Origin of the sequence: Calothrix sp. NIES-2098, assembly GCF_963875125.1 — a bacterium.
Taxonomy (GTDB): Bacteria; Cyanobacteriota; Cyanobacteriia; order Cyanobacteriales; family Nostocaceae; genus Aulosira.
In genome coordinates this window covers 6,622,655-6,639,261 of sequence record NZ_CAWNKJ010000001.1, presented here as the reverse complement: position 1 = coordinate 6,639,261, position 16,607 = coordinate 6,622,655, and the positions used below count along the sequence as shown (strand labels likewise).

The following is a 16,607-nucleotide window of genomic DNA, read 5'->3' as shown; positions in this document are numbered from 1 at the left end:
TGGCATCTGAATCAAAGATAAAATCAGATTTTTTTGATTTTCTTCACAATTTCTAGCTAATTCGTGCATGAAACAGGTGACTTCATACTTCATACTTTATACTTGAGCGTTCTTTTACTCTTCCCAACCTTCTTCACTCAGTTCTTCATAAAGTAAATCCAATCCAATCAATACTCTTTCTCTGTCTGAAAGATCGCCAATAATCTTGCGAACTGGAGGAGGCAAAATTTTCGACAATGTTGGTGTGGCTAATATCTTATCCTCTTCTGCTAGTTGTGGGCTTTTGAGAACATCTATGACTTTTAAAGCATAAACACCTTTAAACTCTTGGTCTAAAATATCTTTTAGTGTTTTTAATGCCCGTATTGAGTTAGGTGTGTTCCCGGCCACGTATAGCTTCAGAACATACGTCTTTCTGGCTTGATTCATAAAGGTACAGGCTAGACTTGGGATAAAAATATAGGACACGTTTGCCTATTGTCAGAGAAGGGTGGTGGCTGTTGCCAATTTGAACTTATATTCATTTACTTTATTTATATATCGAACACCTATAAGTTTCACACAGGTGAGCCAGAATATCTATTAATGTCAGACGGTAATCTAGTAGTGCTTCGTCGCTCCTGCCTTCTAATCTTAGCTGTTTGGCAAGTTCTTCAATTATCTCCATGTGTATTTCTATGATTTGCGGCACAGGAATATTAGCACAAAATACTACATTGATGAATTTATCAATTTTTTCTTTTAATGTTTTCTCTGTGGTAAAGTAATTTATAAGTATTTCTCGGTAATTGGATTTAATTTCTTTTAACAAAGCTTCTCGATCATCTTTATCCATCTGCTGAAAACTCTGGTGTTTTTGCTTATAAGATGCGAATACATAGCTATATTTTTGAGTGGATATTTCATTAAGGTTGAATAGAAACCACTTTCTTAGATAATTAATATGATTAACATCAATCGTATTCAAAGATAGGAATAAAAGCTGGTTACTGCTAGTGCCGAAAACCAAATTCTTTATCCACTTAGTTAATATTTCTTTAATGGCTAAGGTTGGTTGCTTATATAAATATTTTTGAACATTTGCTGGAAAAATTAATATTGGTAATAACATTTTTAGTTTATACTTCTCCTTGATCTTTTTGACCAAGTTGATCGAGATCGGTCAGTGCAAGATGGAGTTGTAGGCTCATCCCGGTATTGAGTTAAGCTGAATGAATGCACTCCAAAAGGTTAATTGATGACAGCCCAAGTTTCTAAAACTCAAAAAGCTGATGCAAATAGTAAGTCAGAAGACTTAGTAAATTTTTGTTGAGGCGCTTTTTGGAGAGGGTGCTGTAGTTAGTTGACGATCTTCATATGTATATCTATCTAAATACAGATTTTTTTATTTCGCTCCTTGATAAGATACTTAAACGAACTTAAAGGATTGTCGCATTCTAAATCATTATAATTCCTCAAGGTTCTAAAGCGAATTTTTAGAGCCATAATTGTTTTAGCTATTGCTATCGAGGAGGTTTTTCAATACCAGTCAGAACACTGGTGAAAAATTGTCGCCCGGAGTAGAATGCGGCAAAGGGAAATAGCCGCAATGAAAATCAATAGACCCAAGCAAGCGTTAGTAAGGGCTATGCCCGTTATTTCAATAGCATTGGAATTGTAAAGAGAATTTTTTATAAGAGTCTTCTTAAAGGATATTGCTTCAGGCATGAGCGCCATCAAATCCAACGGTGATGCTGAGTCCAGAGGCTTCCAGAGGAAGAATGAACCCCGAAGCCTTATGTCAATGCTACAGTACCCGCTTTATGACTTTCTAGCAACCGTACCTATCTGCGTAGAAACAAGTACTCTGGCAATAGTGCTGGAAATTTTTGAGCAAGAGCAGTGCGATCGCGTGGTAATAGTAAATCAGCAGCAATGCCCGATTGGGTTGCTGCACTCTGCCAGGTTGACCCAAAAATTGCTGGCAGCAGCTAGTGGCGATCGCTTTTCTTTACAGCAGCCATTATCAAATTCCGATCAAGCGCTGATTGAGCCAATCCAAACCATCCCCGCCGCCGAACGGGTAGAGCAATTTAGCTTGTTTTTGCGTTATCAACAAACTCAAATTAACCATAATAATTTAGATTGGGCACTCATTGACTCCGACGGCAAATTTTTGGGTTTGCTAGATAGCTCAAGGTTGTTGCGATTGTTAGCTAGGGAAAAAGTAGCAATTGATGCAGTATCTTTTGGCGATGCTCAAGATTACACAACGGAAGCCAGCCAAACCGATGTGGCGATGGCAACTTACTCACAAGCACAAATACTCAATCAGCAGCAAGCTCTATATAAGCCACTAGTGCAATTGTTAGAACGCTTGCCCTGGCCTTTGATGCTACAAACTGGTAATGGCGAGGTGGTAGCACAAAATCCAGCATGGTGGCAGCAATTGGGAGTGTTAAAAGATCCCGAAGGAGTCAGAAAACAAGTAGAAAGGATACTTGCCTCCTCTTTAACCAAACAGCCAGAATATGCCACACAAAAAGCCCAGAAAAATCAGCCCTATGTAACAGGAAATGGGCATAGTTTGGGAGAACAATTCAAACTGCATTCCGGAGATAATGGCTTATCACTACAACAGAAAAGTGTGGTTGGTCGGTTGCAATCTACCTCCTTACCTACAAACAACCTGTACGAGCAAAGTACAGCGACTACATCCAATCAGTGTTTTTGGGATAGTCAAGGAGGTACTTGCACCTGCATTGTGGAAGTGCAAAATGGTCAAGAGCGAGTTTGGCAGTTTGCCAAAATTTCTTTAGATAGTACGGAATTGAAATTCTTGAATGCTGAGTCAGAAATGACGCTGGCTAATCCAGAATCAGGACTTGCTAGTAACGATCTGTGGCTAGTGTTAGCTACTGATGTGACCGAGCAACAGCAGCTGTGTAAAGAATTGGCAGCGAAAAATGCCGATCTAATTCAATTGAATCGGTTAAAAGATGAGTTTTTAGCTTGCATTAGTCATGAACTCAAGACCCCTTTGACTGCGGTATTAGGATTATCGCGATTGTTAGTCGATCGCCAGTTAGGGGAATTAAACGAACGTCAAGCCCGTTATGCTGGACTGATTCATCAAAGCGGACGGCATTTGATGAGTGTAGTCAATGACATTTTAGATTTAACTCGCATGGAAACAGGGCAGATGAATCTGACCCTAGCTCCAGTGAATATTCTTGCCGTGTGCGATCGCGCTTTATCTGAAGCCAAAGCTATTCACACGCAAACAGGTAAAACCAAAGCTGCCAGCCAAACTCAAGTAGAAAGTTCTGGCGATCATCGCTTCTCGCTGACAATTGAACCAGGAATCAAGCAGATGGTAGCGGATGAATTACGTCTGCGACAAATGTTGGTACATCTGCTTTCTAATGCCTTTAAGTTTACTGAAGTCTCCGGCGAAATTGGCTTAAAGGTGAGTCATTGGGAAGGGTGGATTGCTTTTACAGTCTGGGATACAGGTATTGGCATTCCAGAACACCAGCAACATTTAATATTTCAAAAATTTCAACAACTAGAAAATCCCCTGACTCGCCAATTTGAAGGCACAGGTTTAGGACTAGTACTCACTAGAGCTTTAGCACGCCTCCACGGTGGTGATGTCAGCTTCTTGTCGCGGGAAGGTAAAGGTAGCCAATTTACACTGCTGTTACCACCTAGCCCTCCTAAAACAAGCTTTACCGAGCAAGAAGAAGAAAATATAGAAGATGAAGATATTGAAACAGTTAATACTAATACAAGAAGCTTAACTCCATCAGCGCGTCAGCGAGTCAACACATCTGCACAACATCATTCGGTGTCATCACAAAGGTTGGTGTTGGTAGTTGAGGCAGTAGCTCGGTATATTGAAGACTTAACCGAACAACTCAAAGCTTTAGGATATCGCGTAGTGATTGCTCGCTCTGGCACAGAGGCCGTAGAAAAAGCTCGACGCCTGCAACCAAAAGCTGTATTCTTAAATCCCTTACTACCTTTATTATCGGGATGGGATGTACTGACCTTAGTCAAATCCGATCCTGCAACTCGCCACATTCCCTTAATTGTGACAGCGACAGGCGCAGAAAAGGAGCAAGCATTTGCCAATCGCGCTGATGGTTTCTTAAGCCTACCCGTACAGTCTCAGGCGTTAGCACCACTATTAGAAAGTCTATGTGCTACACCAACAACTCAGCAATCGGGATTAGACAGTAATGAAACTTCCGTTAGCACAACCCCACTGCGAATTTTGAGATTGGTCAATCCAGAGTTGGAATCAATTAATCCCCACTCTTTATTGCGAGAACACCGAGTTATCGAAGTAGATGACTTAGATCAGGCAGAACTTTTGGCGAGAGTTTGGCAGTTTGATGTAGTTTTGCTGGATGTAGAAAGCCCTACCGCCCAAACTTACCTGCAACAACTCAGTCAGCACCCGCGATTGGCGGCCTTACCTTTAGTGACTTGCGATGTTATCACTACCTTAGCAGCTTCTCAAATACCTGGTTTGTCTGTATTTCCCTGCTTACAACCATTAGGCAAAGACAACAATAGCAGTAGCAGCAAACCTGATGCTTTATTATCAGTGCTGCAAATTGCTGCTGGTATATGTTGTCCACCAAATATTTTAGTGGTGGATGTCACAATGTTACGAGATTTGCCCCAGGTAAGACGCAAGCAAAAAAACTCATCGCTGAATAGTGAAGAAAGAGGATCGGAGTGGTTTCAAGCTTTAATTCAATATCTGCAAACAGCAGGTTTAAAAGCCGCAATGGGTAGTTGTTGGACAGAAGTATTACAACAAATTCGCCATCAAAGTGTAGATTTGTTGCTCATCTGCTTGAGCGAATCTTCTATTCATAAAGAAGTACTCAAAGCATTGAAAGCATTGGGAGATTTACCTTTCAATTTGCCACCAATTTTAGTACTCGATCGGAGATTGAATCGTGCGCAAGCGATCGCCCATTCTCAGTCTAAAATCTCTCAGCAATTAATTGAGAAACAAAAAAAGAATAGCTGGGAAACTCTAGAAAATATAGCGAATGAGATTTCTGCCCAAATTTTACCTCGCTCAATTTCAATGGAAGACTTGTTAAACGAGGTACATCAAGCTTTGAGTGCCAATCCTCACGAGGAAAAGCTTTAATTGTCATTGGTCATTGGTCATTGGTCAAGCTTGAACTTTCAGGCTCAAAGACTCATTAACGGAGCTAAAAGGCTGGTTAACCGAGTTCCAAGACTCATTAATGGAGCTAAAAGACTCATTAACGGAGTTCAAAGCCTCGTGAACGGAGTTCAAAGACTCATTAACGGAGCTAAAAGGCTGGTTAACGAAGTTCAAAGGCTCATTAATGGAGCTAAAAGACTGGTTAACCGAGGTCAAAGACTCGTGAACGCAGTTCAAAGCCTCATAAGTTTACAACGCAATTTGTCCTGACACTATCTAATCCATGCTGTCTGCAAGGCTACTGTCGCACCTCGACGACCGTAATAATTTTTTCATCGCGGTTGAGTTGCAGGATGCTTTCACCCTTGGTATCCCTAGTTAACAAAGGTACTGTTTCCAGAGGTATACGCACTACCCGTTCTTTATTAGTGACTAACGCTACTTCCGCAGAGGCGATCGCGGCGACCATTCCGGCTAAATTATCAGTTTTGGTGGTGAATTTTACGTATTGCGTGCCTAAATCTCCTCTATTGGCAGATCTCATCTGACTTACAGGAAAACGTTTGGCATATCCTTCTTCGGTAACTAACAACAAATCTTCTTGTTCGTTCACCGTGACACAGCCAACCATTTGCTGATGTTTCAGCATTCGTAAGGCTTGTAGTCCCATTGCAGCACGACCCATGATCGGTAGTTGTTCGTCATTTACGGGAAATTTCAATAAGCGTCCGCTGGAACTGGCGACGATCAGATGTTTACCTGTAGTAGTAAATTGACTAAACAATAATTCATCATCGTCTTTGAGTTTGACAATCGTTACTCCCCGACGAGTCAGGTTTGTTAATTCTTCCAAAGACAAGCGTTTAATTCTTCCTTGTTTCGTCAACAGAATTAGCTGAGTAGTTTCCGAATTTTCTGGTAGCACAAAGCGATTGACAACAGCTTCTTGAGTACCTTGAGCTGTATTACTCAGCATGGTAATCAGTGGTCTTCCTTTGGGAGAACGCCCAGTGATTAGGGGAATCTCTCCTACCGTCACCGGGTAGACTTTACCGCCACTGGTTAGTACTAACAGATCTTTTGCTGTGTCAGTTAACTGAGTTTGGATGATGAAGTCGTTATCATTCAGACCGTTTTCAGCTTTAGATTTTTTCCCATTGGGCTGAATCCGGCGCACATATCCCCGTTGGGTAAACTCTAAAATTGTTTCTTCTGCGGGTGCGGATGGTTGAGAAAAATCCTCATCTTCTTCTGTAGGCTGACGAACTCTCCCTTTATCTTCTGGTTTTCTGATTTCCGCAGTGAAAGGTACGAGTTTAGTACGACGCGGATCGCTATATTTACGCTTGAGCGATCGCAAATCTTTTTTCAGCGCTTTGAGTAATTCCTTGCGATCGCTGAGTAATCTGCGCAATAAATTAATTTGCTCTGTGAGTTGCTCAAACTCTTGCTGCAAATTTTGTTGTTCTAAACTTGTTAAGCGACGCAATGGCATAGCTAAAATTGCATCTGCTTGGACTTCACTCAAATTTAATCGGCTACACAGGTTAATTTTTGCGGTGCTACCATCAGCTGCTTGGCGCAAAATTTCAATGACGGTATCTACGTTAGACAAAGCTAAGAGTAAACCCTCTACCAAATGCAGGCGACTTTCGGCTTTACCTAATTCGTAACTGTAGCGACGGTTGAGGGTTTGCTCGCGGAAACTTAAAAATTCTAGTAACAGCTGGCGCAAGCTTAACTGGCGAGGTTGTCCATCTACCAACGCTAACAAAATCGCCCCAAAGTTTGTTTGTAAAGCGGTTTGGTGATACAAATGCTGGAGTATTTCTTGGGGATTGGTATCGCGTTTGAGTTCGATGACGACGCGCATTCCTTCGCGATCGCTTTCGTCGCGAATATCCGAAATTCCCTGCAAGCGACCTTGATTGACTAATTCGGCTACTTTCTCAATCCAGCCTGCTTTATTTACTTGATATGGTAATTCTGTGACAATAATTGCTGTGCGTCGCTTGCTCCCACGAGATGGGGCTATCTCTTCTAGGGTTGCAACTCCCCGCAATACAATCCCACCCTTACCTGTGGTGTATGCTTCTTTAATTCCTGCATCACCAATAATTTCTCCGCCAGTGGGAAAATCTGGGCCGGGAATTAGCTCGAATAATTTTTCATCTGATAAATCTGGGCTGTCGATTAAAGCGATTAAACCATCAACAACTTCCCCTAAATTATGTGGGGGAATATTCGTTGCCATTCCCACAGCAATACCCGCACAGCCATTAAGTAATAAGAATGGTAACTGTGCGGGTAAAACTGTTGGTTCTTGTTGGGAATTATCGAAGTTACCGATAAATTCTACAGTTTCTTCACCAATTTCTGTCAGCATTCCCTCATGACCAATGGCGGCGAGGCGCGTTTCTGTATAACGCATTGCTGCTGGCGGGTCATTGTCAACGCTGCCAAAGTTACCATGTCCGGCGAGTAAGGGATAGCGGCTAGAAAATTCCTGCACTAACCGCACTAAAGCATCGTAAACTGCTTGGTCGCCGTGGGGATGGTACTTACCTAACACATCCCCCACGACACGGGCACATTTCCGATAGGGTCTATCTGGTGTTAGTCCCAGTTCGTGCATGGCGTATAAAATACGCCGATGGACTGGCTTTAAGCCATCACGCACATCTGGCAACGCTCGTCCTACAATTACGCTCATGGCATATTCTAGGTAAGACCGTTGCATCTCAGTGTGCAGGGCTGTGGTGATTACCTGTCCCGTTGAGAGAAGGTTTAACTGTTTTGCCATGAGCTTTTTCCCTGAAATTTAACTACACAAAAGTCGCCTAAAATTAATGCTGCAACAACCACAGCATAACGGATGAAAAGGAATTTCTAACCAAATCTTGATGGTCATAGGATAAGAAGCAGTAGTATTATCCTTGATGACGGGGATACACATTGAAGACTAAAAAGGAGGCAGACAACTGTTTTTTTTCAGGTGTTTATCCCCCCTATTCTCATAAGTTAAATTCTCATGAAAACTGTTTTGATTGTAGAAGACGATCTGATCAATGCTCGCGTTTTTTCCAAAATTTTGACCAAGCGCGGTGGCTTAGATGTTAAACATACAGAAAATGTGGAAGAAGTAATCAAAATTGCCCAATCTGGTGATGCAGACCTTATTTTAATGGATGTTTCTCTTTCGCGAAGTGTTTACCAGGGTAAATCTGTTGATGGTATCAAAATTACACAAATGTTAAAAGCTGACCCAAAAACAGCAAACTTACCTGTGATTCTGGTTACTGCTCACGCTATGGAAGGCGATCGCGAGAACTTCTTGAAACAAAGCGGTGCTGATGGGTACATCTCTAAGCCTGTAGTTGACCATCAACTTTTTGTTGACCAAATCCTGGCACTTTTACCCACACAATGAAAGCTGAGAATTGGTGATTGACATTCAGCAATGCCCAACTTCCCGTTACATGAGTATATATGTACTATGAAAAGGGATAGTTCGGCAAGTGGTAATGAGTAATAGTTAAAAGCGGTTCCAATTACCAATTGCCAATTGCTGTTCTACTATTGGGCAGGCGGTTGACTAGGGTTTAATGGACTTTCCCCTTGCTGTAGAGCTGCTTGAATCCTGGGTAATTCCAGGAACTTTTTCGTATCCGATAGTAGACGTTGACCCCAAAGATTTTGCTTGAGGAAATCCAAATCGCCGTAGCGCTGATCGATGCGGAGTGCAGCTTCTCCCATTGCTAAACCTTGTTGGCGATCGCCTTTAGTATATAGGGCTACTGCCAAGGCTAGTAAAGGTTCTGCTGCTTGTTTGTCCAAAGATACAGCAGTTTGCCATTGCTTAATCGCATTTTGAATATCACCCTGTTCGTAATGGATTAAGCCAGTGTTGTTAATTGCCGGCCAAAATTTCTTATCGAAGGAGACGGCTTTATTATATTGAGCGATCGCATCTGGCAATCGACCAGTCATATAGTATGCATTCCCCAAATCAAATAAACCTTCTGGATCGTTGGGTTTTAACTTCAAGCCAGCTTGGTAATTAGCAATCGCTGCTGGATATTTCTGCTGCTGAAAGTTAGCCGAACCCATTGCAAACAACACATCAGCATTTTTTGGATTGAGTGATTGTGCTTTTTTTAAAGCAGCGATCGCCTCATCATAATTTTTGGTTTGCAGCTGTAAACCACCCAATAGAAACCAAACTTTATCATTTTTCGGAGCCAGTTGACTAGCCAGCCTGGCTCGTGGCAAAGCTAACTCAAACTGTTGAAACTGACCTAGTTGAGCCGCCTCTTGTGCCAAGCTCAAGCCTTGTTTTTCCAATTTCCCTGCATCGAGTTGCAGTGTATGGGGTATTAGTGCCTGTGCTTGTGCTGCTTTTGGCATACTCCACAAACTACAGACAACTAGAAAAGAAATTATTCCAATATTTTTAGGCACACTACCCCCTCTTACCCACAAATCAAAGAATCTTTCAGCTAGCTTAAACGATCTCCGTCTTAGAAGAAAGGCAAATTTTGTAGTCAAAAGTCAAGAGTCGATCGGAAATTATTTCCACAAAATTGAGGAATGGGGAAATCAGCCCACAGATTTACTCTTCAAGAGCAAACGGGGAATAGGGTTAACGCCTAAGGATCTCTAACTTTCCTCTGCGTCCCTGTATATCCGCATACCCGTGCTATCTTCTATTGCTTTTACCGATCTTTTTCCTATCCTAAACGAGTTTTTTGAGCAGTTTTCCGGAACGGGCAGAGAGCTGCGGAGGATGTAAATGCAGCAGAGAAGGTTTTTCTCAGATTTTCTTCCTCTACTTAGGTTCGCTTTACTCTTGCCAACGAAAGGCGATCGCTTATATTCTACTCAGTTCTTTAATCAACTATGTTTTTCTAGATCGAGCTGCATCTCCCGAATCTATCCCCTCAGATAAATTAGTATTTGTTCAGAATATTGTGCCAATTCTTAGGCAGAGAATTTCCCCAAGCTAGCAGCAATTGTTTATTTATTGCTAACGATAGTTGCGCGATCTTAGCTAATCAAATTCTTGATTTTAAATCTCAGATATCCAACTATTAGATGAAGTCTTTTGTTCTCTAGTGAGTTAGTTTTAAATAATTCTAGTACTTTATCTAATACCAGCAATAATATAAAACAGTAGCAATTATAACAAAATACAGGAGTAATATATAACCAAACTAGGTTTTGGCAAACACTAGCAACTTCTCAAACCAACTGCCAAAGTTGCATAATTCAAGCAATGATAGATACCTTGAAAGTATATTAGTAATAAAATAATTTCTCAGTATAGCACTATGAAAACAGTTTTTTAACCTGATGCATAAATTGGCTAATTAGCCTAAGCAAGCAGATATTTTTAATTTTCGATAACAACAAATGAAAATTACTGGTGTATTAAATAAATACCTGCTAGCCAAAGCGCTCAAAATTCCTTGCTGAGTTAATTAGAGTCAAGCTACATCAATGAAAATTGATGACATTGGTCATGTCCCAATCTGAAAGTACTAGTGACTTTAGTCATGCACCAGTTTGAACGATTTTGCACGATAATTACTAGCATGAATTTATACAAAAATATTGCGATCGAGTCATGTTTACAGATAAAAAAAAAGAGTATCTATGACAATTGATGCATCAAACCCTGTAGATTCATCAGCTTTGATTCCTGAAGTCAAGAGAACCAAAGGGAAGATTCGCTGGCTACCCTGGCTGCTCTCCCTTGTACTTTTGGGTGGAATTGGCTACGTAATTTATTACCAGGTAGCTGTCGCTCCTACTCAGCAAGCAAGACGCCGCGTTCTGACACAGCCTGTAGAAAGGCAGACTTTAGCAATTACAGTTTCAGCGAATGGAACGGTAAAACCTGAGAGGTCAATTAACCTCAGCCCGAAAAATTCCGGCATCTTGAAAAGACTTCTGGTGAAGGAAGGAGATATTGTCAAACAAGGGCAGATTGTAGCTTACATGGATGATTCCAATCTGCGAGGACAACTCACCTCTGCCCAAGGACAATTGGCACAAGCTGAGGCAAATCTGCAAAAGGCACAAGCTGGAAATCGTCCTCAAGATATTGCTCAAGCACAGGCACAGCTAGACGAAGCCCAAGCAAATCTACAAAAAGTACAAGCAGGCAATCGCCCTCAGGATATTGCCCAAGCACAAGCACGGTTACAAAGTGCCCAAGCTGCTTTGAGAAAAGCGGCAGACAATTTCCTGCGCAATCAGCAACTTTACAATTCCGGTGGTATTTCTCTTCAGACTTTAAATCAAAGTCGTGCAGATCGTGACAGCGCCCAAGCTGCTGTGAATGAAGCGCAGCAAGCCTTAGGTTTACAAAAAGCTGGGTCGCGTTCAGAAGACATAGAAGCAGCACGCGCTACAGTTGCGCAAAGACAGCAAGCTTTAGCACTTTTAAAAGCCGGAACTCGCCAAGAAGACATCAACGCCGCCCGCGCCCAGGTGACATCTGCGCGTGGTTCCTTGCAAAATATCCAAGCCCAAATCAATGACACGATTATTCGCGCCCCATTTGATGGGGTGGTGACAAAGAAATACGCCGATCCTGGGGCTTTTGTAACTCCCACAACTGCTAGTAGTGACGTATCTTCTGCGACTTCTTCTTCGATTTTGGCTTTGGCTTCGACCAATGAAGTTGTAGCAAATTTAGCCGAAACTAATATTTCCAAAATTCGCATTGGTCAGAAAGTGACGATTAAAGCCGATGCTTATCCAGGAAAAATATTTGAAGGTAGAGTTAGACAAATCGCTGCCCAATCTGTAGTTACGCAAAACGTTACCAGTTTTGAAGTGCGAGTATCGCTCTCAGATCCTCAAAGGTTACTGCGGTCTGGGATGAATGTGACCACAGATTTCCAAGTCGGTCAATTGGAGAATGCGCTGGTAGTGCCTACAGCCTCAGTTGTCCGCCGAGAAAATGCGACGGGTGTATTTGTGGCAGGAGAAGATAATAAACCTGTATTTACTCGGATCGAAACGGGCGTAACAGTCAATAACTTTACCGAAGTTAAGTCTGGACTATCAGGAGACGAGAGAGTATTGCTCAGTTTTCCACCAGGTTCAAGACCGCAATCAACACCCAGAGGCGGGGTTTTCCCCGGCTTAGGCGGTGGTGGCGGACGTTCTCAAGGTGGTGGTGGTGGACGTTCTCAAGGCGGTGGTTCTCCTTAAGAGTCCAGAGTCAACTAATTATTTCTTCCCACACTCCCTCGTCTCCCTTGTCTCCCTTATCTCTAGACCTTAGCGAGTATGTTTAAGATATTTAATGGCTTTTACAAAGCTAAGAAGAATACCCGCACAGTGCCATTGTTAGAAATCTTGTCAATGGCAACAGAAACACTGTGGAGTAATAAGTTACGCACAGGACTAACGATGCTAGGCGTAATTATTGGCATTGCTTCAGTCATTGCCATTACTTCTGTTGGTCAAGGGGTACAAAAAGGAGTTGAGCAACAGATCCAAGCTTTGGGTACAGATGTCATCCAAATTTTAGCTGGTGCAGCCAGAAGTGGAAATATCAGCCAAGGGATAGGTTCTAGCAGTACCTTAACTTGGGAAGATGCAAAAGCGATCGCAGGGCAAGCGCCATCGGCTCAGATGGTTTCTGCCTATCTACAACGGAATGCCCAAGTTGTTTATGGAGGACAAAACACATCAACAACAATTTACGGCACTGATTTGAACTACCCAGACGTGAGAAATACTCACCCCCAGCAGGGAAGATATTTTACTCAAGAAGAACTCAATACAGCAGCACAAGTTGCTGTGCTTGGGCCGACAGTGCAAAAGACTCTCTTTGACCAAGGTGTCAATCCCATAGGTGAAACAATCCGCATTCGAGGAGAGGCTTATAAAGTAATTGGGGTGATGGAACCTAAGGGTTCTCAGGGGCCAATGGATCGAGATGACCAAGTTTTCATACCTCTAACCAGTATGTCAGCCAGACTAGTTGGTAATAATGCCCTAGCAGGTGTTTCTGTGAGTGGCATTTTAGTCAAAGGTGCTAATCAAGAGCAGTTAGAGGCGGCGCAGTTTCAAGCCACCAATCTCTTACGTCTGCGTCACAACATCTATCCACCACAAGCTGATGATTTTCGCTTAACCAACCAAGCTGATATTGTCAGCACCTTTACCAACGTTGTGGGATTATTTACCGTGATGGTAGTAGCGATCGCGGGAATTTCTCTAGTAGTGGGCGGCATTGGGATTGCTAATATTATGCTAGTTTCCGTGGTCGAACGTACCAGAGAAATTGGCATCCGCAAAGCCGTAGGAGCTACTAATTCCGCTATCTTGAATCAATTTTTAGCCGAAGCGATCGTCATTTCCATTGTGGGTGGAACGATTGGTATGGTGAGTGGTGTTGCCATTGCCTTTGGTGCCGCAACTATATTTAAATTTCCATTTGTAATTTCTTTAATATCAGTAATTGTCGGTTTTGGGCTATCTTTAACTGTTGGCTTAATTGCTGGTGTTATCCCCGCTAGAAATGCCGCAAAATTAGATCCAATAACCGCTTTACGTAGCGACTAATTAAACAGGATAGAGGAGACAAGGAAGTGTGGTGGAACCAGGAAGACAACGAAGAAATAACCAATGACCAATGACAAAGGACAAATCACAAAATGCCCACAATGATTTGGATGGAATCCATTACCAAAACCTACCACTTAGGAGAAGTTGAAGTCCCTATACTTAAAGGAATTCAACTCTCAATTGAAGAAGGAGAATATGTGGCGATTATGGGTGCATCGGGGTCAGGTAAATCCACACTCATGAATATTTTAGGTTGTCTGGATCGTCCAACTTCAGGACATTATATTTTTGAAGGCAGAAACCTCACTACCTATGATGATGATGAATTAGCCTATATTCGTAATCAAAGAATCGGTTTTGTTTTCCAACAATTTAACTTATTGGCAAGAGCAACAGCATTAGACAATGTTATGCTGCCAATGGTTTATGCCAATTTACCCAAGCCAAAACGCCGCCAAAGAGCATTGGAAGCCTTAGAGAGAGTTGGATTAAGAGAGCGTGTTGCTAACCGTCCCAGCCAACTTTCTGGAGGACAACAACAACGAGTAGCTATTGCACGCGCTTTGGTTAACCGACCTGCATTAGTTTTAGCAGACGAACCAACAGGAGCATTAGATACGGAAACTTCCCATGAAGTGATGAATTTATTAACAGAATTAAACGATCAAGGAATTACGATTGTGATTGTTACCCATGAGCCAGATATTGCTGCTCAAACTAAAAGAATTATCCGCGTACAAGATGGTTTAATTGTAGGCTAATTATGTCAAGTTGAGATTTTTTAGTTGAGATTTGAGATCAAAATTTTTTATTATAAACTATCTATAATGTAGAATTCAAAAGCTTCTAGATAAAATTATGATTTCTCAATATGATAAAGATTTTTAATTGCTGCCTCGAATTTGCTGAGAAAACCAATTTACTACTACATCGACTATGAATTTCACCTTATTTTTTGTGCGTTCTACCTGGGTTGCAGTGGCAGTTGCTATTCTCATGCCAACTTTAGCTCAAAGCACAGATGCAGCAACACCCCCAGCAGTGAAGCAATCCCAAGATATTACAGGAACTAACCCTGCTTCAAACATCGATAATCTCAACCCGAATCCTAATCCTTTACAATTTCCTACCAAACCAGAGGAAGTGAGAATTCAGAGAACTGTACCTCTGACTTTGGCTCAGGCTTTGGAACTAGCAAGACGCAATAATCGAACATTGCAGGTAGCTATATTGCAGTTACAACGCAGCCAAAGCGCAGTCCGAGAAGCTCAGGCTGCTTTGTTACCTAATGCTAATCTTAGTACTAATTTAACTAACAACGGCCCTGGTTTTAGTGGTGGTAATTCATCAACTACATCCTTCAACGGTCAAGCACAACTCAACTATGACCTCTATACCTCCGGTAATCGCCAAGCTAATATCCGAGCAGCAGAAGAGCAGGTAAGAGTAGATGAATTGAATGTTGAAAATCAGTCTTTGGTAATTGGTTTAAATGTCTCCACCCAGTACTACAACTTGCAAGGAGCAGATGAACAAGTCCGAATTAATCAGGCTGCGGTAGCAAATGCTCAGGCTAGTTTACGCGATACGCAAGCTAGACTTCAAGCTGGAGTAGGTACGCAATTCGATGTTCTGCAAGCGCAAGTTAATTTAGCTAACGCACAACAACAGCTAACTCTTGCTCTTTCACAGCAGCAAATTGCGCGTCGTCAGTTTGGCACGCTATTAAGTCTGCCACAGTCGGTTGATGTCACGGCAGCCGATCCTGTGAGAATAGCGGGTCTTTGGCCGCAAACACTCGAACAAACTATTGTGCAAGCTTTTCAAAATCGCCCTGAATTGCCCCAACAGTTAGCACAACGCAATATTGCCGAACAACAACGTCGTCAGGCGCTTTCACAACTAGGGCCACAAATAGGCGTGACTGGTAGGTATAGTTTACTAGATCAATTCAACGATAATATTAGCGTTGCTGATGGTTATTCAGTGGGACTGCAAGCAAATTTAACTTTGTTTGATGGTGGAGCAGCAAGAGCAAGAGCAGCTCAATCAAGAGCTAATATTGCGATCGCAGAAACAAACTTTGCTAGTCAACGCGACCAAATTCGCTTTGATGTAGAACAGTTCTATTTTCAATTGCAATCTAATCTAGATAATGTGCAGACTTCTACGGTCGCCTTAGAACAAGCTAGAGAAGCTTTGCGGATAGCCAGGTTGAGATTCCAAGCTGGTGTTGGTACGCAAACAGAGGTGATTGCTGCCGAAAACGACCTGACAAGAGCAGAAGGTAATCGAGTTTCAGCTATCTTAGATTACAATCGCGCTTTGGCTAATTTACAGCGTTCTGTTACTTCCAGAGCTGCACGTTAGGAACTCCCCAATAAAAAACAACCCATCATTCCGAATGCAGGGGAGTAGAGCTATTGGAAAAAAGAATGCGACAAATGCATCGTTAGGGTCGGGGTTTCCTCGTCCTTAACGACAGTCGATAGATCGCAACCATAATTGCATCGGTATTATTTGTAAAGCTAATAACTTCTAGCCGCAAGTCCCTAAGGATTTGTGCGTACACAGCAGGTCTGCAAAGAAGCTTGAGAAGAAGTTGCGATCGGTGTGTCCTATGATTTTTTCTAATTGATATAAGTCCTATTTTCTAACTTGAAAGACTTTTGAGTTGAGAATTCTGAGTAGTTAGTTAAGAGACATGAATTATTTACCTTATTCTGTTTTTCGCTCCGAAGCTTTTTATGCATGATGATGAGGTAAATTTTATTATTGGCAGTGCATTCTGCTTGATTTTATAAACTTAAAAACTAAAATTAGAATAAAAAGAACAATATTG

Annotated in this window: 10 protein-coding genes; 6 read left to right on the top strand and 4 right to left on the bottom strand. The window is 42.0% G+C overall.

Translation table 11 applies throughout. The features are described from left to right. Positions 1-114: 114 nt before the first annotated feature. Complete coding sequence (gene kaiB, locus AACU33_RS27755) at positions 115-429, bottom strand: circadian clock protein KaiB (RefSeq protein ID WP_096592857.1); 315 nt, start codon at positions 427-429, stop codon at positions 115-117. Between the two features lie 100 nt (positions 430-529). Then, the gene (locus AACU33_RS27750; protein WP_096592855.1) at positions 530-1,111 is read right to left on the bottom strand and encodes a KaiA family protein; all 582 of its coding nucleotides are present in this window, start codon (positions 1,109-1,111) and stop codon (positions 530-532) included. A 666-nt stretch (positions 1,112-1,777) separates the two neighbouring features. On the opposite strand from AACU33_RS27750, the gene AACU33_RS27745 reads away from it, so the two are divergent. After that, on the top strand, positions 1,778-5,155 hold the full coding sequence (locus tag AACU33_RS27745) for an ATP-binding protein (RefSeq protein ID WP_096592853.1): 3,378 nt from the start codon (positions 1,778-1,780) through the stop codon (positions 5,153-5,155). A gap of 319 nt (positions 5,156-5,474) precedes the next feature. Here the strand turns inward: AACU33_RS27745 and gyrA are convergent, their stop codons facing one another. Continuing rightward, entirely contained in the window at positions 5,475-7,979 is a 2,505-nt protein-coding gene (gene gyrA, locus AACU33_RS27740) for a DNA gyrase subunit A (RefSeq protein WP_096592847.1), read from the bottom strand. A gap of 228 nt (positions 7,980-8,207) precedes the next feature. On the opposite strand from gyrA, the gene AACU33_RS27735 reads away from it, so the two are divergent. Next, positions 8,208-8,606: a response regulator gene (locus tag AACU33_RS27735; RefSeq protein WP_096592844.1), complete on the top strand. Its 399-nt coding sequence runs from the start codon at positions 8,208-8,210 to the stop codon at positions 8,604-8,606. Between the two features lie 146 nt (positions 8,607-8,752). Here the strand turns inward: AACU33_RS27735 and AACU33_RS27730 are convergent, their stop codons facing one another. Then, positions 8,753-9,637, bottom strand: coding sequence for a tetratricopeptide repeat protein (locus AACU33_RS27730; RefSeq protein WP_096592841.1), 885 nt, complete (start codon positions 9,635-9,637; stop codon positions 8,753-8,755). Positions 9,638-10,831: 1,194 nt separating this feature from the next. Between AACU33_RS27730 and AACU33_RS27725 the strand changes: the two genes are divergently transcribed. From AACU33_RS27725 to AACU33_RS27710, 4 genes are all read left to right on the top strand, one after another. Beyond that, on the top strand, positions 10,832-12,400 hold the full coding sequence (locus AACU33_RS27725; RefSeq protein ID WP_096592839.1) for an efflux RND transporter periplasmic adaptor subunit: 1,569 nt from the start codon (positions 10,832-10,834) through the stop codon (positions 12,398-12,400). A 78-nt stretch (positions 12,401-12,478) separates the two neighbouring features. Then, positions 12,479-13,762: an ABC transporter permease gene (locus tag AACU33_RS27720; protein WP_096592836.1), complete on the top strand. Its 1,284-nt coding sequence runs from the start codon at positions 12,479-12,481 to the stop codon at positions 13,760-13,762. 92 nt (positions 13,763-13,854) lie between these two features. Further along, entirely contained in the window at positions 13,855-14,526 is a 672-nt protein-coding gene (locus AACU33_RS27715) for an ABC transporter ATP-binding protein (protein WP_096592833.1), read from the top strand. A 175-nt stretch (positions 14,527-14,701) separates the two neighbouring features. Next, a complete protein-coding gene (locus AACU33_RS27710; RefSeq protein WP_096592830.1) occupies positions 14,702-16,135 on the top strand; it encodes a TolC family protein in 1,434 nt (477 codons plus the stop codon). Positions 16,136-16,607 lie beyond the last annotated feature (472 nt).

Excerpts from the sequence above, each read along its gene's own strand:
- kaiB (WP_096592857.1), bottom strand. The coding sequence starts at position 429 with ATGAATCAAGCCAGAAAGACGTATGTTCTGAAGCTATACGTGGCCGGG.
- AACU33_RS27750 (WP_096592855.1), bottom strand. The coding sequence starts at position 1,111 with ATGTTATTACCAATATTAATTTTTCCAGCAAATGTTCAAAAATATTTA.
- AACU33_RS27745 (WP_096592853.1), top strand. The coding sequence starts at position 1,778 with ATGTCAATGCTACAGTACCCGCTTTATGACTTTCTAGCAACCGTACCT.
- gyrA (WP_096592847.1), bottom strand. The coding sequence starts at position 7,979 with ATGGCAAAACAGTTAAACCTTCTCTCAACGGGACAGGTAATCACCACA.
- AACU33_RS27735 (WP_096592844.1), top strand. The coding sequence starts at position 8,208 with ATGAAAACTGTTTTGATTGTAGAAGACGATCTGATCAATGCTCGCGTT.
- AACU33_RS27725 (WP_096592839.1), top strand. The coding sequence starts at position 10,832 with ATGACAATTGATGCATCAAACCCTGTAGATTCATCAGCTTTGATTCCT.
- AACU33_RS27720 (WP_096592836.1), top strand. The coding sequence starts at position 12,479 with ATGTTTAAGATATTTAATGGCTTTTACAAAGCTAAGAAGAATACCCGC.
- AACU33_RS27715 (WP_096592833.1), top strand. The coding sequence starts at position 13,855 with ATGCCCACAATGATTTGGATGGAATCCATTACCAAAACCTACCACTTA.
- AACU33_RS27710 (WP_096592830.1), top strand. The coding sequence starts at position 14,702 with ATGAATTTCACCTTATTTTTTGTGCGTTCTACCTGGGTTGCAGTGGCA.